The following is a 19,281-nucleotide window of genomic DNA, read 5'->3' on the forward strand; positions in this document are numbered from 1 at the left end:
CGCCGGTGAGCTGGCCGTGACGAGCCGGGCCGGTCAGCCGTCGACTCGGGCCAGGACCGTCTCGTCCGGGGTGAAGCCGCGGGGCTCGCCGGCCGTCCGCCAGGTGGTGGCGGGACGATCGGCCGGCAGCCAGGCGGGGTCCCAGATTCCGAGGGCGAGGTCCAGGTCGCCCAGTTCGGAAGCCAGCTCGGGGGTCAGCGGTGCCCGCAGGTGCTCGGCCCAGACCCGCACCCGCAGATCGCGCACCAGCGGCGTCGTCGTCGTCACGGCGCTGCTGATCTCGCAGTCCACCCCGGCCATCGAGCGGCTGAAGAGGTTGGCCGAGCCGACGTTGGCGAAGACGTCGTCGACGAGGGTGAGCTTGCTGTGAACGGTGAGGTGCTCCACGCGGTACACCGCGACGTTCTCGCGCTTCGCCGGGTCGAGCTGCCGGAAGATCTTGCCGCGGATGTCACTGTTGACCCGGGAGTTGATGGGTCGCAGGTTGAGGCCGGGGTCGTCAGGGTCGCGCGTGCCGGACCCCAGCAGGATGACCTTGACCCCGCGAGCGGCGGCGTCACGCAGGTAGGGATACAGCTCGTAGCGACGCCGGCGCCCCGCCGTGTAGTCGTACAGGTACTGGTCCTCGATGTACACGTAGCGACGGGCCGCGGAGATCGCGGCGGTGAGGGTCTCGAAGATCTCCTGGACGCCGGTCTGCGGCAGCGCGTCCCAGCGCACCCGGCGCCAGGGCAGGACCGAGTCCAGCTTGCGGTCGCCGATGGAGCGCAGCACCCGCACCGCGACGCCGTCGGCCTCGATCGGCTTCTGCTCCGCCGCGACGGCGGGGGTGGGGGCCGGGGTCGGGTTGACCGGTCCCTTGCCGCCGGACCAGAGCCGCGGCGGCAGCGTGGCGGCCTCGTGCCAGCGCCGCAGGAAGACATCGTGGGTGCGGGCGGCGGCCGGCCCGCGCAGCCGGACGGCCATGTCGTGCCAGCCCCAGCGGTCGCCCTCGAGCTCCAGGCGGCGATGCGGCGTGGCGTCCAAGCGGGAGCTCTCCAGGTCGATGCCGCCGACGAAGGCCGTGACCACGCCCTGCCGCGTGACGACGACCGACTTCTGGTGGTTGGAGCCCAGTAGCGGGCCGGAGTAATCGACCAGCGCATGCCCGGCCATGCCGGGGGCGGCATTGATGCGGTGACAGGTCGCCACGTTGGTGCGGAAGTCCGACAGCGGGGGGATGAGGAAGGCCGAGGCCTTGCCGGCCAGCAGCACCCGGACGTCGACGCCGGCCGCCCCCAGCGCGATGAGCCGGTCGACCAGGGGACGGCGTTGCGGTGTCCCCGGCTCCGCCCCGGCGAGATCCAGCTCGTCGTCCAGGGTCAGCCCGGCGACGAGCACCTCGTCGCCCGAGTCGAGCCCGTCGAGCAGCGTGTCCAGCTCGGCGAAGTAGCTCTCGCCGTCCACGAAGGGATGCCACTCGCTGTCGCCGTCGAAGGTCGGGCAGTCGCCCGAGGCGCGGGGGAAGTACTCGTGCACGCGGTCATCTTGACCCAAACCGATGATCACCTCACGGGCGGGGACACGACGTGCCGACGACTTTCGCCGCGCGAATATTTGCGTGATACTGCGCTAATGGCAGCGGTGAAGGCAGCAGCGAAGACGGCACGCCGGAGTTCGGTCCGCACCCCGGCCGTGGCGGTGGACGTCGCGGTCCTGGTCCTGCGGGACGGTGCGGACGGGGCGGACCTGGGAATCCTGGAGGTCAAGCGTGAGGGGGGCCCCGGCTGGAGCCTGCCCGGCGGCTATCTCGAACCCGGCGAGCGACTCGCCGACGCCGCGGCGCGGGTGCTCCGTGACCGGGCCGGCCTGGACGGAGTCGCTCCCCGCCAGCTGCGGACCATGGACCCCGTCGACCGGGACGACCGCGACTGGGTGGTCTCCGTGGCCCACGTGGCCGGGGTCTCGGCCGAGACGTTGGGCGGCACCGCGGCCGGGACGCGCGTGGTCGCGGCCGAGTCGCCGGGGCGGCTGCCGCACGGGCTCGGTGAGGTGGTGGCCGCGGCGCTGGAGGACGTCCGCGCCCGGTACGCCTACGCGCCCGACCCGGACCATTTCCTGCCGGAGTCCTTCACGCTGCGCGAACTGCGGTTGGTGCACGAGGCCGTGGCCGGCTACGAGCTGCAACGCGACACCTTCCGCCGCACCATGGAGCCGTCCCTGGTGACCACCGGGCAGATCACGGTAGGCGGCCGGGGACGTCCGGCGGAGCTCTTCAGCCGCGCCTGATTCGTCCACCGACGAGAAACGCCCCGCACCGTGATCGGTGCGGGGCGTTCCCGAGCGGCTGCGACTCAGACAGCGCGAACGTTCTGGGCCTGCGGGCCCTTCTGGCCCTGCGTGACCTCGAACTCCACGCGCTGGTTGTCCTCGAGGCTCTTGTAGCCGTCGCCGGTGATGCCGGAGAAGTGGACGAAGACGTCAGCGCCGCCGTCGTCGGGGGCGATGAAGCCGTAGCCCTTCTCCGAGTTGAACCACTTGACAGTGCCCTGCGTCATGCGTTGTTGCCTTTCACCAATACGGAGAGACAGCACACCTCGTACTGTCCCGGTCCGCTCAACTTGCCTGCCGTGGTGGAAGACACGATGCGCGCTGCACTTTCCCGCGCGCGAAGACGTGAGAGTGGTGCGTGGAGACCGCGGCGAGCATAACAGCAGGTAGGCCCCCGGAAACCAGACTCGCGGCAGGAATTGTCGGACCCGGAAGGCACCATGGCAGGCGTGACCCCACCTGCCGTGACCGCCGACATCGCTGCTGTCCGTGCCGACGCCGAGGCGCACCTCGCTCGGCTGGCAGGGCCGGCTGCGCGCCTGCGTGAGGACCAGTGGCATGCGATCGAGGCCCTGGTCGTCGAGCGCCGCAAGGCCGTGGTCATCCAGCGCACCGGCTGGGGCAAGTCGGCCGTCTACTGGATCGCGGCCGGGTTGCGGCGCGCGCAGGGCTCGGGGCCGACGCTGGTGATCTCCCCGCTGCTGGCCCTGATGCGCGATCAGGTCGCCGCCGCGGAGCGGTCGGGGCTGCGGGCCGTCACGCTCAACAGCGCCAACATCGACGACTGGCCGGCCATCGAGGCGGAGCTCGCGGCCGACGACGTCGACGTCCTGCTGATCTCGCCGGAGCGGCTGAACTCCTTCGGTTTCCGGCAGCGGGTGCTGCCGCACCTTGCGCCGCGGATCGGGATGCTGGTGGTGGACGAGGCCCACTGTGTCTCGGACTGGGGGTCGGACTTCCGCGCCGACTACCGCCGGATCAAGGACGTCCTCGCCGGCCTGCCGGCAGGCACGCCGGTCCTCGCGACCACCGCCACCGCCAACGATCGCGTCACCGCCGACATCGCTGCGCAGCTGGGCACCGACACGCTCACCCTGCGCGGCTCCCTGGACCGCGAAAGCCTCGCGCTGTCGGTGATCGACACCCCGGACGTCGCCACCGCCTACGCCTGGATCGCCGACGCGCTCGCCGGCGACGGCCTGCCCGGCTGCGGGCTGATCTACACCCTCACCGTCGCCGGGACGTCCCAGCTCGCCGACTTCCTCACTGCCCGCGGTCACGCGGTGGCGCCCTACTCGTCGGCCACCCCGCCGGAGGAGCGGGCCGAGATCGAGCGGCGGCTGCTCGCCCACGAGCTCCGCGCCGTGGTGGCGACCTCCAGCCTGGGGATGGGGCTCGACCACCCCACCCTGGGCTTCGTCGTGAATCTCGGTGCGCCCGCCTCTCCGATCTCCTACTACCAGCAGGTGGGACGGGCCGGCCGCGCCCTCGACGAGGCGCAGGCGGTGCTGCTGCCGACGGCCGCCGACACCAAGATCTGGGCCTACTTCGACTCCACGGCCTTCCCGTCGGAGCAGCGGGTCCGCACGGTGCTGGATGTGTTGGCCGACGGCCCGCTCTCGCTGCCGCGGATCGAGGCCGACTCCGGCCTCCGGCGCGGCCGGCTGGAGACGCTGCTCAAGGTCCTCGACGTCGAGGGCGCCGTGGAGCGGGTCGACGGGGGCTGGGTGGCGACCGGCCGGGACTGGACCTACGACGCCGCCCGGTACGAGGGCATCGCGGCCGCCCGCCGGCGCGAGCAACAAGCGATGCTGGCCTACGAGCGGGCCGAGTCGTGCCTGATGCAGCAGCTGCGGCACGAGCTGGACGACACCACTGGCGGCGACTGCGGCCGCTGCGCGGTCTGCACCGGGCGGTTGCCGGCGCCGGGCCGGTCGCCCGCCCCGGAGACTGTCAGGGCCGCCGTCACCCACCTGCGATCGCAGACCACCGTGATCGAGCCGCGCAAGATGTGGCCCAGTGGCGCGCCGCGGCGGGGCAAGATCGCCGAGTCCCGCCGCGCCGAGCCGGGCCGGGCGCTGGCCGTGGCCGAGGATCCGGCCTGGGCGGGCGAGATCGAGGCCGCCTTCGCGGCCGACTTGCCCATCGGTGACGAGCTCTTCGAGGGTCTGGTCCGGACGCTCGGGCGCTGGGGGTGGCCCGCCGGGCGACCGACCTGGGTCACCTGGGTGCCGTCGCGGTCCCGACCGCTGCTGCTCGCCGACACCGCGCGGCGGCTCGCCGAGCTCGGTCGGATGCAGCTGGTCGAGTCGCTGGCCGCGGACGGCCCCGGGTTCCAACGCGACGCCGGCACGTCGGTGGAGTCGGCCACCCGGGCGCTGCAGCGGCTCTCGCTGCCGGTGGAGGTCCCGACCGGGCCTGTGCTGCTGCTCGACGACACCAGCCGCAGCGGCTTCACGCTCACCGTCGCCGCGGTGCTGTTGCGTGAGGGGGGCGCCGGTCCGGTCTACCCGCTGGTCCTGCACAAGACGTTCTGATGCGCGAGAGCTCCCGCTGGCTCCACGGTGCCGATCGGCGTGGAACCCGACGGGCTTCGGCGCCCCGTCCCGGAGGTCGATAGCGATGCTGCGAGATGCAGAACGGGATCATCCCGCCGCCCGGATCGCCGCCCGGATGGCTGTCGCGACCTCGTCGGGAGCGGTGTGGCTGGCGAAGTGCGACTGCCCGGTGAGGACGTCCGCGGTCGCGTTCGGCAGGACGTCGAGCAAGCCCTGCATCGTCGTGGGCATCGGGGCCCAGGTCAGCTCGCCATGGAGCAGGTGTACCGGCAGGGTGAGGTCGCGCCACCGGGCGAGATCGTCAGTGTCGGCGGCCATCGCCTCGAGGTCGCCGATCATGCCGGCGGAGGCGGCGGCGAGAGCGGGGTCGTCCTCCGCGGCGGGGGTACCGGCCAGCTCCGGAGGCATCCGGGCCACCTCGCGCAGGAAGATCCGGCAGGCCGAGGCGAATCGACCCGCCGCCACGTGGTCCCGGAGCCGCGCCAGCGTCCCGGCCAGCCCCGACCCGGCCGCGAAGAGCGGCGGCTCGAAGACGATGAGGCTCGCCATCGGGACGCCGGCGAGCGCCGCGTGCAGCGCGATCGTCGCGCCGTGCGAGCCGCCGACGACGTGGGGACGGCCACCCGCGGCCGCGCAGACCGCGGCGAGGTCGCCCGCCTCGCGGGCGAAGCTGTTCGGTCCCTCGGCGCGATCGCTCGGCGGATGGTTGCGCCGGGCGTAGGTACGGCAGCACCAGTCGTCGCCGAGGGAGTCGATCACCGGATCCCACGAGCCGAGGCCGCCGAAGGAGCCGTGGACGAAGACCAGCGACGGCCCGGTCCCGCGGCGCGTGACCGTCAGACGGGTGCCGCCGTCCCCGATGACGTCCACGCTGTGCATGTCCCCACTCTGGCAGGGAAGAACAAGGGGGTTCGGGTAGTTCGTCCTGTCGTGGGAACAGCGACGGCAGCACCGGAACAGCAGGCTCCGACCAATCTGCGCACGCTGGGGATCGTCCTGGCTGCGGCCTGCGGCATCACGGTGGCCAACCTCTACTACGCGCAGCCGCTGCTGGACCTGATCGCGCGCAGTTTCGGCATCGGGCAGGGGGCAGCCACCGCCGTCGTCACGTTGACGCAGGTCGGCTACGTGGTGGGTCTGCTCTTCGTCCTGCCCGTGGGCGACCTGGTCGAGAACCGCAGGCTCATCACCCGGACGCTGATCGGCACCGCCGTCTCCCTGGTGCTCGCCGCCGTTTCCCCGGTCTTCGGGGTCTTCCTCGCCGCCGCGGTGCTGGTCGGGCTGACGTCGGTCGTGGCGCAGATCCTCGTCCCGCTCGCCGCCCACCTGGCACCGGAGGCCGAGCGCGGTCGCTTTGTCGGCCAGGTCATGAGCGGGCTGTTGCTCGGCATCCTGCTCGCCCGCACCGCTGCGAGCCTGCTCGCCGAGGTCAGCAACTGGCGAGTGGTCTTCGCCGTCTCCGCCGGCCTCACCGTCGTCCTGGGGATCGTGCTGCACCGGATGCTGCCGCAGCGCACGCCCGAGCACACCGCCGGCTACGGCTCGCTGCTGCGCTCGGTGCTGACCCTGGTCCGCGAAGAGCCGGTGCTGCGTCGTCTCGCGCTCAGCCAGGCCTGCATGTTCGGCGCCTTCAGCGCGTTCTGGACCGCCATCGCCTACGAGCTCATCGACGACCACGGCTTCGGGCAGGGTGCGATCGGGCTCTTCGCCCTCGTCGGCGCGGCGGGTGCCGCGGCGGCGCCGGTCGGCGGCTGGCTCGCCGACCACGGGTACGGCCGGATCGGACGCCTGATCGCGCTGCTGCTGGCGGCCGCGTCCATGGCCCTGGCCGGTCTCGGCGACGGCAGCGTCATCCTGCTCGCGCTCGCGGGCGTCCTGCTGGACCTCGGCGTCCAGTGCCACCAGGTGATGAGCCAGAGCGTGATCTACGCGCTGCGGGCCGACGCCCGGTCGCGCATCAACACCGTCTACATGAGCACGGTCTTCGTCGGCGGTGCGATCTCCTCGGCCGCGGCCGGGCTGCTGCACGACACCGTCGGCTGGGGCGGTGTCGCCGCCTACGCCACCGTGCTGCCGCTGCTCGGTGCCGTGCTGTGGCTGACGGGGCCGACCACGATCTCGGGCGACGCGGCGACGCCACCGGTCACGGCCGCCGCCCGGTAGGGTCGCCAGCACCGGCATTTCTGCCGAGCGTCGTGCCCGGACCCGTCGAGCAGGTGAGCCATGTCGGTGATCGAGCGCCTCGATCGCTTCCAGCGGGCGCACCCCCGCGCCGGCGTCCCCATCGCGGTGATCTACAAGTTCGCCGACGACCAGGGCACCTACCTCGCCGCGCTCATCGCGTACTACGGCTTCGTCTCGATCATCCCGCTGCTGCTGCTGGCCTCGACGATCCTCAATTTCGTGCTGCAGGGTGATCCGCAACTGCAGCAGTCACTCTTCGACAGCGCGCTGGGACAGTTCCCCGTCGTGGGGTCGACCCTCGCCGACCCGCGCGGGGTCTCGGGCAGCGGCATCGGCCTCGTCGTCGGCATCCTGGGCACGCTCTACGGCGGCCTGGGGGTCGCGCAGGCGATCCAGAACGCCATGAACACGATCTGGCGGGTGCCACGCAACCGGCGCCCGAACCCCTTCACCGGGCGGCTGCGCAGCCTCGGCCTGCTCAGCGTCGTCGGGCTGTCCATCATCGTCACCACGACGCTGGCGGCGATCGGCAGCACCGTCGACCTGCTCGGGCCGCTGAGCAAGGTGGGGGTGGGCGTGGCCACCTTCGCGGTCAACGCGGCGGTCTTCACGGTCGGCTTCCGGCTCGCCACCGCGCGGGCGATCTCGCTACGGCAGACGCTGCCGGGTGCCATCGGCGCGGCGGCGATCTGGCAGGCGCTGCAGTACGTCGGCGCCCTCTACGTGGGCTCGGTGGTCAAGAACGCCAGCGACGTCAACAGCGTCTTCGCCGTGGTGCTGGGGCTGATCGCCTGGATCTACCTCGAGGCGCTCGTCGTCGTGCTGGCCGTCGAGTACAACAGCGTCAAGGCGCTGCGACTCTGGCCGCGGGCGCTGCTCACGCCCTTCACCGACGACGTGGACCTGACCCGGGCCGACCGGGTGAGCTACACCCAGCAGGCCCAGGCGCAGCGCGCCAAGGAGTTCGAGCAGATCACCGTCGAATTCGACAGGCCGCCTCAGGACGGGTGACCGATGATCGGCGGCAGGGCGAAGAGCATGATCGCCGACCAGGTCAGGTGGGTCAGCATCGGCGCGAGGATGCCGCCCGAGGCTCGCCGCTGGAACCCGAAGAGCGTCCCCATCAGGACCGCGGCGAAGACGAGCATCGGGTTGCCCGTCGCGACGGTGACGACGGCGTAGATGACGACCGACAGCAGGATGGGGCGGTTCCGGCCGATGGCCGAGTAGAGCGCGCCGCGGAAGAAGACCTCCTCGGCTGCGCCGTTGAGCAGCGCGACGAAGGCGACGAGGGCCAGGTTGCCCTGGTTGGCGTGCTCCAGGACGCCGGCCACGAAGTCACGCAGCGGCTCGATGTAGCGGATGACGAAGGCGCCGACGACGAAGACCGCCGCGGCGACCAGGCCCAGGGCGATCGGCGTCAGGATGGGCCGGCGCAGTTTCGCGCGGAACGGGATGTAACCCAGGTGCAGCGGCCCGGAGAGGAAGCCGCCGACGAGCCACACCACCGCGACCGCGATCGTCAGCGGGTAGAAGGCCGGGTCGCCCGGGTCCGTCGCCAGCGAGAGGCCGAGCAGGACGGCGCCGACGACCAGCGCGACCGCCACCACGATGCGCCGCTTGCGGAACTCGCGGTCGGGCTGCTGGTGGTCGCGTGGCACCTGGTCGATCAGTGCGGGCGCCACCAGCCGGCGAGCACGGTCGTGCCACGGCGCCGTCCGTGCCGGTCCGGTCCCGCTCACCTGTTCCTCGCCCCCGTGGTCTTGGCGCCGCCGCGTGTGCTCTTGCCTGTCGCCTCCTCACGCGCGGCGAGGGCACGGCGCACCGCCTCGTCGTAGCCCAGCGGCTCGCCGGGCACGACCTGCTTGATGGAGTCGTCACGCACGACGACCTCGTTGGTCATGCTGTCGACCAGATTACGTGCGGTCTTGTGGTCCACGTCTGTGACGAGCGCCAACCAGCGACTGGAGAGGCTGGGGGAGAGCAGTGGCACCGGGACGGTGAGCATCGGTCGGTGCACCTGCTTGGCGACCCGCGTCAGCATGTCGATGTAACGCAGGACGTCGGCCCCGCCGATCTCGAAGACCCGCCCTCGCGCCTGTTCGGGCTCGAGCACGCCGACGAGATAGCGGACGACATCGTCCAGCGCGATCGGCTGCGTCCGGGTGTTGACCCACTTCGGGGTGATCATGATCGGCAGGTGGTGCACCAGTTGGCGTGTCATCTCCCAGGAGATGCCGCCGTGCCCGACCACGACCGCGGCCCGCAGCACCGTGACCGGGGTACCGGCTTCACCGAGCAGGGACTCCACCTGCCGACGGGACCGCAGGTGCGCCGAGAGGTCCTCGCTCTCGTCGCCGAGCCCGCCGAGGTAGACGATGCGGTCCAGGCCGGCGTCCGCGGCCGCCGTGCCGAAGTTTCTCGCGTTCGCGGCGTCCTTCTGCTCGAAGTCGTCGGACTCCAGCGCGTGGACGAGGTAGTAGGCGGCGTCCACCCCGGACATCGCCCGGGCCAGGCTCTCGGGGTCCTCCACGTCGCCGAAGACGGCGGTGCCGGCCCCGTCGTAGTCGTCCGGGTGGCGGGTCATGGCGCGGACCTCGTGGCCCGCCTCGACCAGGGCCCGGGCGAGGTGCGATCCGACAAATCCGGACGCCCCGGTCACCAACGCTGTCTTCGGCATGACGGGAGCGTTCCCCGACGGGACGGCGCTCTACTGCTCCGGTCAGTGCTCGGCGAAGACGCGATCGCGCCGCAGCACCTTGAGCAGCTCCTCGTAGGGGCCGGCGAGGTAGGCCTGGTCGCCGCCGGCGAAACGGGTGTCGCGGCGCGGTGGGTACTCCAGGGTCCCGGCGTCGCGGCGACGGATGGCGAGGACCCTGATGCGCGCCGAGAGCTCGGCCATCGTCTGACCGGCCAGGCCACCGCTGTCGGCGACGGTGAGCCGCCCGATCAGCATCGGCTGGTGGTCGATGTAGAACGTGGTGAGGACGTCCAGGCCGAGGGCAGCACCGACGAAACGGGGCGCGGCCAGCGCTGCGGTCGAGCGGACGTGCCGGAACCCGAAGCCGCTGTCGATCGTCTCGGCGAGGTAGCGGTCGAAGACTCTGAGGACGACGGGGACGCTGACGCGCCGCTCGCCGAGCAGGTCGTCCACCGCGAGGCCGACCTCGATGTTGGCCAGGTCGCTGCTGGTGAGGACGGCCACCGCCCGGGCCCGGCCGAGGTTGACGCTCTCGAGATTGGCCGGCACGGTGCAGTCGCCGAAGACGATGGGGACGCCGAGGGCGCGGGCCCGCGCCAGATAGCGGTTGTCCTCGTCGCGTTCCATGACGACCACCGGTTGGCCGGCGGCGACGAGCACCTCGACGACCCGGAGGCCGACCGAGCCGAGGCCGACGACGATGACGTGGTCGTTCATCCGGGCGGCGAGCTGCCGGCCGAACGACTGGCCGATCCTGCGGCTGATGAGCAGATTGGTGAGCCGCGCGTAGAGGACGGTGACCAGGGTGGCGCCGAGGATCATGAGTGCGATCGCCCAGACCCGCAGCCAGGTGTGCTGGCTGGCGAAGTTGAAGTCGCCGAAGCCCACCGTCGTCAGGGTCTCGGTGGTGAAGTAGGTCGCGTCCAGCACGCTCATGTGCCCGCCGTCGGCGGTGCGGTAGCCCAGGCGCAGGACGACGACCGAGACGACGGCGACCCCCAGCAGCAGGCGCAGGGTGAGACGCAACGAGGCGTCGGTCGAGGCGAAGAAGCCGCGCAGGTAGCGCTGCAGCGCCGGGCTCCGGCGGAGCCGCTCGGGGCCGGGCGTCCGGGTGAGGGGCTCGTCCATCAGTTCGGAGAGCTCCTCCGGCGGCGCCATCACCACGGCGCGATCGCCGGCCATGACGGCCACGTCGCGACCGGGACACATGACGATCTCGCTGCCGTCGGCCGGCACGACGGCGATGGGCGCGATGCTGCCGAAGAGCGCGCGCAGCGTCCCGGCCCGGCGGATGTCCAGCTCACGCAGTTCGAAGGCGGCGCCGTCGAGGTCCACCTCGCGGCTGCGCAGTTTCAGGCAGCTCTCGGCCAGGCTCGGCGCGGCGATCGAGGCAACGTCCAGGACGGTGCCGGGGCCGGTGACCCGCTCGACGGCGCGGGCCACCGCCTCGTTGCCGAGCTGGGTGATGACCCGCAGGCCGGGCTGCAGGCGCTGCGCCAGCAGGGCGATCTCCAGGCTCACGAGCTCCGACTCGTCGGCGCAGACCAGGGCCGCGGCGGTGTCGACGCCGACCGCCTCCAGCGCCGCCGAGCGCCGTCCGCTGCCGTTGACGAACCTGGCGCCGAAGCGTTCGCACTCACGCTGCCGGCGCACGTCGTCGGAGTCGTCCAGGACGACCACGGACTCGCCCGCCGCGCAGAGCTGCTCGACCACCCGCAGTCCGACGTCGTGCAGGCCGCAGACGATGACGTGACCGTGCGGGGCCGGGAGGTCGCCGGCGGCTGAGGTCCCCGTCACGCCTGCATCATGCAAGCGGTGTGTTCCGCAGGTGTTTCCCCGGGGGAAGGCTGCCTGCTGTGACGACGCGCCCCGCCGACGACGGCGACGAGCCCATCCCCGCCCCGCCGCCCGAGCTCCCCGGCGTCCACCGCACCGAGGCACGGGACGAGCTGCAGCGCCGGGCTCGAGAGTTCGCGCTGACCGAGGTCAAGCCGATCGCCGACGAGTACGACCCGCAGAAGCGGGAGATGCCGCGCTCGCTCATCGAGGCGATGGGACGCGAGGGCTACTTCGGGGTCATGGTCGACCGCGAGCACGGCGGCCTCGGCCTCGGCGTCTTCGAGTACTGCATGATCAGCGAGGAACTGGCCCGCTCATGGATGAGCGTGGCCAGCATCATCGCCCGCGCCCAGGGGCTGGGGACGGACCTCGCCGACGAGACCCGCCGGCGTGAGCTGCTCACCCGCAGCGCCCGCGGCGACTGGATCGGTGCGGCGGGGTTCAGCGAGCCAGAGGCGGGCTCGGACCTCGCCAACATCGCCACCCGCGCCGAGGTCGAGGGCGACGAGTACGTCATCACGGGCGAGAAGCGGTGGATCGGCAACGCCAAGGCAGCCGACTTCATCCAGCTGCTCTGCCGCACGGAGGATCCCAAGCCGGGGGAGAAGCGGGCCGCCGGGCTCACCACCGTCATCGTCGAGAAGCCGCGCGGCGAGTTCCCGGCGGGGCTGACCGGCAGCACCATCGACAAGATCGGCTACCACGGCTTCACCACGTGGAACCTCGTCTTCGACGGGGTCCGCGTCCCCGTGGCGAACACGGCGGTGGGGACAGGGGACGGCGAGGCCACCGCCGCCTTCCGGGACACCCAGCGTTGGCTGAACATCGCGCGGGTCCACACCGCTGCCCGCGCCGTCGGCCTGGCTCGAGCCGCCGTCGAGGACTGCACGCTCTACCTGCAGGAGCGCGAACAGTTCGGCCGTCCGATCGCCGACTTCCAGGCGCTGCGCTTCATGCTGGCGTCCATGGCGGCGCGGGTCGATCAGGCCCGCGCCTTCTACCAGCAGGTCGCCGACCAGCTCGACCGCGGCGAGCCCTGCCTGCGGGAGTCGGCGATGGTGAAGCTCGTCGCCACCGAGATGGCGGTGGACGTCACCGGGGACGCCATGCAGCTGCACGGGGGCAACGGCTACACCACCGAGCGCCAGGTGGAGCGGTACTGGCGCGACGCCCGGCTCACCACCATCTTCGAGGGCACCAGCCAGATCCAGCAGAAGATCATCGCCGACTCGCTGCTGCCCCGCAGCGACCTCGGCTGACGCGTCCGGTCGCCGTCCCCGCACCCATCCCCCCAACCCGTTGAGTGGGCCGATGGGGGACGGGTGAACGGCTTACTTGGCGGCGTTGGCGGCGTTGTAGCCGAGCCAGCCCAGGTAGCCCAGGACGCCGAGCTTGCCGGCCTTCTTGAGTCCGGGCGTCATGAGGGCCAGGCCGAGGGCGGTCTCGGTCGCGCCGTTGCGCTGGACCCAGGTCGCGGTGTCCTCGGGGAAGGCGGCCTTGGTGATGCCGGTGAAGGCATCCGGGACGACGAAGTGCGCGACCCCGGTCGCGGCGAGCAGCAGGCCGACCTTGCCGGCGGAGAAGAGAGCCATGGTCCCACCCTTCCACTCCACCACCGGACGGGGAACGCGGGCGTTCGGATCAGTGCCGGAACACGACCGGCGGCGTCCCGCCGGGACGGGTGGGCAGCCCCGCCGCGGCCCAGGCGCGGAAGCCGCCGACGACGTCGGTGGCCGGCACGCCGAGGGAGTTCAGCGCATCGGCGGCCAGCGAGGAGGTGTAACCCTCCTCGCAGAGCACCACCCAGCGGCGTCCGGGCTCGGCCTCGGGCACGCGCGCGTCCGAGCCGGGGTCCAGCCGCCACTCGAGGTGGTTGCGCTCGACGATGACTGCGCCCGGCACCTCGCCGTCGCGCTCGCGCTGCCAGATCGGCCGGATGTCGACCAGCCCCGCCCCGGCGGCGACGGCGTCGGCCGCAGCCTCGGGCTCGAGCCGGTCGAGTCGGGAGCGGGCGTCGGCGAGGAGTTCGGCGACGGAGGCGAAGCGTGCGGTCACGACGCCTGTCGTACCACGTCCGCATGATCGTCGAACGAGACCTCGGGCTCGGGGTCGTCGGTGGCCAGCGTCGCCAGCCGCTCGAGCCGACCGTCGGCGAGGTCGTAGAAGTTCATCGTGGTGAGCGGTGCGGAGTAGGCGTGCACGCTGACGGCGGGGGCGTCGGAGAGGTTGCGCACGTCGTGGACGTAGTGGGCGCCGAAGCCCACCGACTCCCCGGCACGGCGGACGTTCTCACGAAGCCGGTCGCCGCCCACCACGGCCTCGGCGAGCTGACCGTCCAGCACGGTGAAGGCTCCGGACGAGCCGCCGTGATCGTGCAGCTGGGTCCCCTGCGTCGGCAGCCAGCTGATGAGCCAGACGTCGACACGGCGGTCGCGGTAGATGCGCTGATGCCAGCGCTCGTCCGGGTCGTACTCGATGTAGGGATACTTGCCGCTGACGACCTCGTCACCCCAGAAGCGGGCGAACTCGATGAGCTCCAGCGGGGAGAGGTACAGGCTGCGGTTGCCGGACGTGGGGCGGGATGCGGTGCGGGGCATGGCGAGGGGCTTTCGGTCGGACGGACAGGGCGGCGGTCAGCGGCCGCGACAGCCCTCGTCGAACGCGTCCTCACGCCGGTCGTCCCACAGCGTGTCGAGCAGCCCGCCGGGGGCGGGGGCGCCGTGCTGGGTGGGAACCACAGGGCCATGCTGCCCCGTCGCCGCCCTCTTGTCTAGTCAGTGACTAGGCAAACTCAGGTATCGGCCGAACCACTCCAGGACGGCCTCGAAGCGTGTCATTCGATGCGACGGCAGTCCGCTGCGCGACAGCTCGTGACCCTCGGCAGGGAAGAGCAGCAGCTCGACCTCGGCCTCCCGCTTGCGCAGCGCGACATAGAGCCGGGTCGCCTGCTCCAGCGGGCAGCGCCAGTCGTGTTCGGAGTGGACGATGAGCAGTGGGGTCGAGATCTGGTCGGCGTAGGTGAGTGGACTCTGCCGGCGGCGCGCCTCCGGGTCGGTGCCGTAGAGGTTGTCGGCGAAGTCCCAGCCGATGTCGCTGGAGCCCTCGAAGCTGTCGATGGCATTTACCGCCCGCTCGCTCAGGGCGGCGCGGAAGCGGTCGGTGTGACCGACCAGCCACGTCGTCATGAAGCCGCCGTGCGAGCCGCCGAGCACGCCGACCCGGCTCTCGTCGAGATCGGGACGCTCGAGCGCGGCGTCCAGCAGAGCGAGCAGGTCCGGCGCGGACCTCGCGCCGACGTCGCCGACGATGTAGCGACCGTGCGACTGACCGTGGCCGGACGACCCGCGCGGATTGCCGAAGACGACCGCGTAGCCGGCGCTGGCGTAGACGTGCGCCTCGTCAAGCAGTCCCCAGCCGTACTGGGCGAACGGGCCGCCGTGGATCATCAGCAGCACCGGGTGCGGTCCGGGACCGGCCGGGACCGCGAGGAAGCCGGGGACCTGGTACCCGTCGGGCGCCGTCCCGGTGATGGCCTCGACCGCGACGGTGAGGCCCGGCGTGGCGAACGATGTCAGCGGCTGGATCTCGCCGTCGGCGGTGACCCGGCCGAGCTCGCCGGTGCTGCCGGGATCGCTGTAGCTGACGACGGTGGTCCCGGCCGCGACATCGACGCCGCCGACGACCCGGCGCCCGCCCGCGAGCGTCCGGGTCTCGCCCCCGCCGAGCGGGACCGCCCGGAGCTCGGTTGCGGCGCGGTGCTCGACGGCGACGAGGGCTTCGTCGCCGACCACCACCGGCGTCACCTCGGCCAGGTGCACCGATTCCTCGTCGGTGAGCCGCAGCGGCGTTCCGCCGTCGGCGGGGATGCGGAACAGGCCGGTGTTGCGGCAGATCCAGTCCTCGCCGCCCGGCCCGCCGACCGCGACCACCGCCGTGCCGTCCGGGGTCCAGGCCGGCGACGAGAGGCCGAGGCTGCTGTCGCTGATCGGCCGCGGCGAGCCGCCGGTGGCCGCGACGACGTAGACGTCGCTGTTGCGATCGTGCTCGCGGCGCTCGTGCCGGTTCGAGACGAAGGCGAGCAGCTCGCCGTCGGGATGCCAGGCCGGCGCGGTGTCGTCGGCGTCGCCGTCGGTCAGCTGGACCACCGCGGGCGTCTCGGCGGTGACGTCGACGACGAAGAGGTGGTGACGCCGGTCCAGGGTGAAGCCGACGTTGTCGAGGCGGTACTGCAGGCCGGTGATGCGGCGCGGTGGCTCCTTCTCCGTGGTGACGCCGTCGTCGCCGTAGCGGCCGGCCTCGGGCACCCGGCTGCTGAAGGCGATGCGGGTCGAGTCCGGCGACCAGACCGGCGCGCCGGCACCACCGCGCAGCTCGGTGACGGGGCGGGCGTCGCCGCCGGCGGTGGGGAGCAGGTGCAGCTGCGGCTTGCCGGCACCGGGCCGCTCGTCGCCCGCCTCAGCCTTCGGGGTGGTCCGCAGGAAGGCGATCCAGGCGCCGTCGGGGGAGAAGCGGGGCGCGGTGTCGTGCTCGCCGTGGGTCAGCTGCCGCGGCGGACCGGAGCCGTCGGTCGGGACGAGCCACAGCGCGCTGCGGTACTCGTCGGCGTCGAGATCGGGACGGGTCGCTGCCACGACGGCGTGCCGGCCGTCCGGGGCGAGCGAGGGTGGACCGAGGGTGACGAGGCGGGCGATGTCGGCGGGCAGCACCGGACCACCGTAGGCGGCTCGATCGCTCAGGCGAGCGGCGGTCGGGTCCGATCGAAGCCGAGCTGCGACTCCAGCCGCCCGAGCTCCTCGGCGAACCAGGCCGGCGTCGGCGGGCGCAGCGCCGGGTCGGCCGCCATCGCCCAGGTCAGCAGGTCGGAGACCTCGAGGGGGACCTCGGGGTCGACGATGGGCTGGACCTGTCCGCTCAGCACCCGGACGATCATGGTGGCCGCCGACTCGCCGTCGTACTGGCGGAAGGCGGGCTGACCGGCCACCGCCTCGTAGAGGGTGGCGGCCAGGCCGTAGACGTCCGAGGCGGGCGTCGGGTCGTTGCCCTCCAGCAGCTCGGGCGCGGTGTGTGCCGTGACCACGTGTTGTGGGAAGCGCGCCGCGCCGGGTCGCGTCGGCACCGCCTCGTCGAAGCCCGCCAGCACCGGGGCCCCCTGAGCGGTGAAGAGGACGTTTGCGGGGCGGACGTCACAGTGCAGGTAGCCGGCGGTGTGGACGGCATCGAGCCCGGCGGCGAGCTGGATCCCGGTGGCGAGCAGCTGCGGCAGCGGCAGCCGTGAGGTCACCAGATCGGCCAGGGAGACCGGGCAGTGCTCCATGACCAGGGCCGGCCGGCCGTCCGCCACAGTGACGACCTCCCGCAGCCGGACGACGTGCGGATGCCCGGCGAGGCCGACCAGCAGCTGCGCCTGGCTGCGGAGCAGGTCGTGGACCCATCCGGGTTGGTGCGGCGAGGGGACCTTGACGATCACCGACTCCGGCGCCGCCCCGGTCTGCCCTTCGGTCAGCAGCGCCTCGTAGACGGTGAAGCGGGACCCGACGTGCACCGCGCGGGCGTGCGCGAAACGCGCGGCGAGCGCACGCTCCACCGGCACGTCTCGGATCGACGCCGTCATGGGCCTCAGCTTACGTCCTCTTCACAAGGGGGGTCAGGGGACGACGGTGACGGGCCAGGCGGCATCACGGACGAGCCGGGTCGCGAGCGAGCCGACGATCCGGTGCCCGGCCTGGGTGGACGCCCCGACGACGATGGCGTCGACGCGCAGCTCGGCGGCCACCGCCAGCAGCTCCTTGTACGGGTTGCCCTGCCGCTCGACGTACTCTGCCGCGATCCCGGTGTGCTCGATGCCCGACCGCACCATCTCGCGAATCTCGGCCGCGATCTGATCCTGCGTCTCCAGGGCCGCGCCGGCAGTCGCCGCCATCCCGGAGGCCACCGTGGTGGTGCGGACATGCACGATCACGATGGCGGCGCCCTGCCGGCGGGCCAGCCCGGCGGCGTAGGCGCCGGCTCGCAGCGAGGTGTCCGTGCCGTCGATACCCACCAGGATGCGGGTGGGGCCGTCGGTGCCGAGCTCGAATTCCGTCGCGCCGGTCGTCATGCTTCGATTCTCTACCCGCGGGTCTCCACCCGCGGGCCCGGACCGCTCGGCCAGGCGGTGCGAACCGGGCGGAGATGCGTGGACACGGTGTCACCAGTACCGTGTGCCGGTGCCCGACCGCGCCACCGTCAGCGATCTGAACGGTGCCCCCGCGCTTCGCGGACGGGCCGGCCCGGCGATCGGCATGTCCACCTACCGGCTCGCCGACGGGACCGTCATCGCCGTCGCGGACTCCGGTCCGCGTGACGCGCCGGTCACGGTGGTGCTCGTGCACGGCTGGTCCCAGGACCACACCAGCTGGGACGACGTCGTCGAGCTGCTCGACACCGACCACCCCGAGCTGCGGGTGCTCTGTTACGACGCGCGGGGCCACGGCCGCTCGGACGCCGGTCCCCGTCGCACCGCCACCATCGACCAGCTCGCCGACGACCTCGCCGACGTCATCGCCGGCCTCGTCCCGAGCGGAGACCTCGTGCTGGCGGGGCACTCGCTGGGCGGGCCCGTCCTCATGGCCTTCGCGCAGCGGCACGAGGACCTGCTGCTCGACCGGGTGCGGGGGGTCGCGCTGGTCGCCACCAGCGCCGCCGGCCTCGGCAAGGACCTCTTCGGGCTGCCCAACCGCTTCACCGCCCCGGCGATCCGGGTGGCGCCGCTGGTGACCAAGGTCCGGTCGTGGTCCCGGGCTCGGGTGAACCTGCGCCACCCGGCGCTCATCTCCTGGGCGATCCGCCGCGGCTTCTACGGCCCCGGCGCGGACACCGCGCACAACCGGGACCGGACGGCGGCGCAGACCGCGCGCAGCCACCCCGCCACCGTGGCGCAGCTGGTCGACGAGATGATCACGTTGGACCGCACCGCCGCGCTCGCGGTGCTGGACCGGGTCCCCGTCGCCGTCCTCGCCGGCACCAAGGACGGGCTCTGCCCGATCGCCCACTCCCGGGCCATGGCCAAGGCCATGCCGCACGCCGATCTCGTCGTCTACCCGCGCGCCGGGCACATGCTGCCCTACGAGCGCGCGGCCGAGATCACCGAACTGCTCGCCCGGATGGCCGACCCCGGCCGTACCTCCGTCCCGCGAGCCACGAGGAGCAGCTGATGAGCACCGCCACCGCCACCGTCGTCGTCCCCGGCCCCCGCGAGGAGGTCTTCCAGCTCTTCGCCGACCGCGAGAACTACCGCAAGCTGGTGGCCCCCGTCGGCGCGACCCTCGTCACCCCCGGCGCCGAGGAGCGCCAGGGCACCGGGGCGATCCACCGGGTCGGTATCGGACCGGTCGGCCTGCGGGAGAAGATCACCGCGCTGGACCCCGGTCGCAGCTTCACCTATCAGGCCGTCACCCCACTGCCGGTCCGGCACTGGATCGGCACCGTCGTCTTCCACGACGACCCCGCCGGCACGCGGGTGGAGTACACCCTCGACGTCGAGGCCCGGCTCCCGCTGCCCCGGCCCGTGCTCGGCGCGGTCGTCAAGGGACTGGCCGGCGGTCTGGGTCGCGGGGCAGCGAAGGCGCTGCGCGCCCGCCGGGGCTGACCCGACGTTCCGGGCGGCGCCGCGACAGCCGGACGCCGACGGTGGCCGACGGTCTCGGATGC

Annotated in this window: 19 protein-coding genes; 7 read left to right on the forward strand and 12 right to left on the reverse strand. The window is 72.5% G+C overall.

Going from position 1 to position 19,281, the window contains the following annotated elements:
- Window positions 1–33 precede the first annotated feature (33 nt).
- Window positions 34–1,518 (reverse strand): phospholipase D-like domain-containing protein, encoded by a 1,485-nt coding sequence (locus AC0NZQ_RS10570; RefSeq protein ID WP_474529778.1) that lies wholly within the window; start codon window positions 1,516–1,518, stop codon window positions 34–36.
- A gap of 96 nt (window positions 1,519–1,614) precedes the next feature.
- Between AC0NZQ_RS10570 and AC0NZQ_RS10575 the strand changes: the two genes are divergently transcribed.
- The gene (locus AC0NZQ_RS10575; RefSeq protein ID WP_474529779.1) at window positions 1,615–2,268 is read left to right on the forward strand and encodes an NUDIX hydrolase; all 654 of its coding nucleotides are present in this window, start codon (window positions 1,615–1,617) and stop codon (window positions 2,266–2,268) included.
- A 65-nt stretch (window positions 2,269–2,333) separates the two neighbouring features.
- Here the strand turns inward: AC0NZQ_RS10575 and cspE are convergent, their stop codons facing one another.
- Window positions 2,334–2,537 (reverse strand): transcription antiterminator/RNA stability regulator CspE, encoded by a 204-nt coding sequence (gene cspE / locus AC0NZQ_RS10580; RefSeq protein WP_474529780.1) that lies wholly within the window; start codon window positions 2,535–2,537, stop codon window positions 2,334–2,336.
- 213 nt (window positions 2,538–2,750) lie between these two features.
- Between cspE and AC0NZQ_RS10585 the strand changes: the two genes are divergently transcribed.
- Window positions 2,751–4,847 (forward strand): RecQ family ATP-dependent DNA helicase, encoded by a 2,097-nt coding sequence (locus AC0NZQ_RS10585; protein WP_474529781.1) that lies wholly within the window; start codon window positions 2,751–2,753, stop codon window positions 4,845–4,847.
- Window positions 4,848–4,955: 108 nt separating this feature from the next.
- On the opposite strand, the gene AC0NZQ_RS10590 is transcribed toward AC0NZQ_RS10585, so the two are convergent.
- Window positions 4,956–5,747: an alpha/beta fold hydrolase gene (locus AC0NZQ_RS10590; protein WP_474529782.1), complete on the reverse strand. Its 792-nt coding sequence runs from the start codon at window positions 5,745–5,747 to the stop codon at window positions 4,956–4,958.
- Window positions 5,748–5,798: 51 nt separating this feature from the next.
- On the opposite strand from AC0NZQ_RS10590, the gene AC0NZQ_RS10595 reads away from it, so the two are divergent.
- Window positions 5,799–7,031 (forward strand): MFS transporter, encoded by a 1,233-nt coding sequence (locus AC0NZQ_RS10595; protein ID WP_474529783.1) that lies wholly within the window; start codon window positions 5,799–5,801, stop codon window positions 7,029–7,031.
- 60 nt (window positions 7,032–7,091) lie between these two features.
- Window positions 7,092–8,063: a YihY/virulence factor BrkB family protein gene (locus AC0NZQ_RS10600; protein WP_474529784.1), complete on the forward strand. Its 972-nt coding sequence runs from the start codon at window positions 7,092–7,094 to the stop codon at window positions 8,061–8,063.
- On the opposite strand, the gene AC0NZQ_RS10605 is transcribed toward AC0NZQ_RS10600, so the two are convergent.
- The 3 genes from AC0NZQ_RS10605 to AC0NZQ_RS10615 are packed head-to-tail and all read right to left on the reverse strand — an operon-like array spanning window position 8,051 to window position 11,550.
- The gene (locus AC0NZQ_RS10605) at window positions 8,051–8,794 is read right to left on the reverse strand and encodes a lysostaphin resistance A-like protein (protein ID WP_474529786.1); all 744 of its coding nucleotides are present in this window, start codon (window positions 8,792–8,794) and stop codon (window positions 8,051–8,053) included. The two genes, AC0NZQ_RS10600 and AC0NZQ_RS10605, sit on opposite strands and share 13 nt — an antisense overlap.
- On the reverse strand, window positions 8,791–9,732 hold the full coding sequence (locus AC0NZQ_RS10610; RefSeq protein WP_474529787.1) for an NAD(P)H-binding protein: 942 nt from the start codon (window positions 9,730–9,732) through the stop codon (window positions 8,791–8,793). The genes AC0NZQ_RS10605 and AC0NZQ_RS10610 overlap by 4 nt, the downstream gene beginning before the upstream one ends.
- Before the next feature lie 42 nt (window positions 9,733–9,774).
- On the reverse strand, window positions 9,775–11,550 hold the full coding sequence (locus tag AC0NZQ_RS10615) for an NAD-binding protein (protein WP_474529788.1): 1,776 nt from the start codon (window positions 11,548–11,550) through the stop codon (window positions 9,775–9,777).
- A 59-nt stretch (window positions 11,551–11,609) separates the two neighbouring features.
- Between AC0NZQ_RS10615 and AC0NZQ_RS10620 the strand changes: the two genes are divergently transcribed.
- The gene (locus AC0NZQ_RS10620; protein WP_474529789.1) at window positions 11,610–12,851 is read left to right on the forward strand and encodes an acyl-CoA dehydrogenase family protein; all 1,242 of its coding nucleotides are present in this window, start codon (window positions 11,610–11,612) and stop codon (window positions 12,849–12,851) included.
- Window positions 12,852–12,923: 72 nt separating this feature from the next.
- Here the strand turns inward: AC0NZQ_RS10620 and AC0NZQ_RS10625 are convergent, their stop codons facing one another.
- From AC0NZQ_RS10625 to AC0NZQ_RS10650, 6 genes are all read right to left on the reverse strand, one after another.
- Window positions 12,924–13,184 carry a hypothetical protein gene (locus AC0NZQ_RS10625; protein WP_474529791.1) on the reverse strand — a complete coding sequence of 87 codons (261 nt, stop codon included), beginning with the start codon at window positions 13,182–13,184 and terminating at the stop codon, window positions 12,924–12,926.
- Window positions 13,185–13,233: 49 nt separating this feature from the next.
- A complete protein-coding gene (locus AC0NZQ_RS10630) occupies window positions 13,234–13,647 on the reverse strand; it encodes a rhodanese-like domain-containing protein (protein ID WP_474529793.1) in 414 nt (137 codons plus the stop codon).
- Window positions 13,644–14,189: a cysteine dioxygenase gene (locus tag AC0NZQ_RS10635; protein WP_474529795.1), complete on the reverse strand. Its 546-nt coding sequence runs from the start codon at window positions 14,187–14,189 to the stop codon at window positions 13,644–13,646. Before AC0NZQ_RS10635 ends, AC0NZQ_RS10630 begins: the two co-directional genes overlap by 4 nt.
- Before the next feature lie 177 nt (window positions 14,190–14,366).
- A complete protein-coding gene (locus AC0NZQ_RS10640; RefSeq protein ID WP_474529797.1) occupies window positions 14,367–16,298 on the reverse strand; it encodes a S9 family peptidase in 1,932 nt (643 codons plus the stop codon).
- A gap of 26 nt (window positions 16,299–16,324) precedes the next feature.
- Window positions 16,325–17,203, reverse strand: a complete 879-nt coding sequence (locus AC0NZQ_RS10645) for a serine/threonine-protein kinase (RefSeq protein ID WP_474529798.1) — start codon at window positions 17,201–17,203, stop codon at window positions 16,325–16,327.
- Between the two features lie 33 nt (window positions 17,204–17,236).
- On the reverse strand, window positions 17,237–17,689 hold the full coding sequence (locus tag AC0NZQ_RS10650) for a universal stress protein (protein ID WP_474529800.1): 453 nt from the start codon (window positions 17,687–17,689) through the stop codon (window positions 17,237–17,239).
- 109 nt (window positions 17,690–17,798) lie between these two features.
- Here AC0NZQ_RS10650 and AC0NZQ_RS10655 point away from each other — a divergent pair, with 109 nt between their 5' ends.
- A complete protein-coding gene (locus tag AC0NZQ_RS10655) occupies window positions 17,799–18,785 on the forward strand; it encodes an alpha/beta fold hydrolase (RefSeq protein ID WP_474529801.1) in 987 nt (328 codons plus the stop codon).
- Window positions 18,785–19,219, forward strand: a complete 435-nt coding sequence (locus tag AC0NZQ_RS10660) for an SRPBCC family protein (protein WP_474529802.1) — start codon at window positions 18,785–18,787, stop codon at window positions 19,217–19,219. The genes AC0NZQ_RS10655 and AC0NZQ_RS10660 overlap by 1 nt, the downstream gene beginning before the upstream one ends.
- The last annotated feature ends 62 nt before the right edge of the window (window positions 19,220–19,281 follow it).

Source organism: Jatrophihabitans sp. sgz311053, from assembly GCF_056135305.1.

Coding starts and splice junctions, on each gene's coding strand:
- AC0NZQ_RS10600 (WP_474529784.1), top strand. CDS start 7,092: ATGTCGGTGATCGAGCGCCTCGATCGCTTCCAGCGGGCGCACCCCCGC.
- AC0NZQ_RS10585 (WP_474529781.1), top strand. CDS start 2,751: ATGGCAGGCGTGACCCCACCTGCCGTGACCGCCGACATCGCTGCTGTC.
- AC0NZQ_RS10575 (WP_474529779.1), top strand. CDS start 1,615: ATGGCAGCGGTGAAGGCAGCAGCGAAGACGGCACGCCGGAGTTCGGTC.
- AC0NZQ_RS10660 (WP_474529802.1), top strand. CDS start 18,785: ATGAGCACCGCCACCGCCACCGTCGTCGTCCCCGGCCCCCGCGAGGAG.
- AC0NZQ_RS10645 (WP_474529798.1), bottom strand. CDS start 17,203: ATGACGGCGTCGATCCGAGACGTGCCGGTGGAGCGTGCGCTCGCCGCG.
- AC0NZQ_RS10610 (WP_474529787.1), bottom strand. CDS start 9,732: ATGCCGAAGACAGCGTTGGTGACCGGGGCGTCCGGATTTGTCGGATCG.
- AC0NZQ_RS10635 (WP_474529795.1), bottom strand. CDS start 14,189: ATGCCCCGCACCGCATCCCGCCCCACGTCCGGCAACCGCAGCCTGTAC.
- AC0NZQ_RS10590 (WP_474529782.1), bottom strand. CDS start 5,747: ATGCACAGCGTGGACGTCATCGGGGACGGCGGCACCCGTCTGACGGTC.
- AC0NZQ_RS10625 (WP_474529791.1), bottom strand. CDS start 13,184: ATGGCTCTCTTCTCCGCCGGCAAGGTCGGCCTGCTGCTCGCCGCGACC.
- AC0NZQ_RS10650 (WP_474529800.1), bottom strand. CDS start 17,689: ATGACGACCGGCGCGACGGAATTCGAGCTCGGCACCGACGGCCCCACC.
- cspE (WP_474529780.1), bottom strand. CDS start 2,537: ATGACGCAGGGCACTGTCAAGTGGTTCAACTCGGAGAAGGGCTACGGC.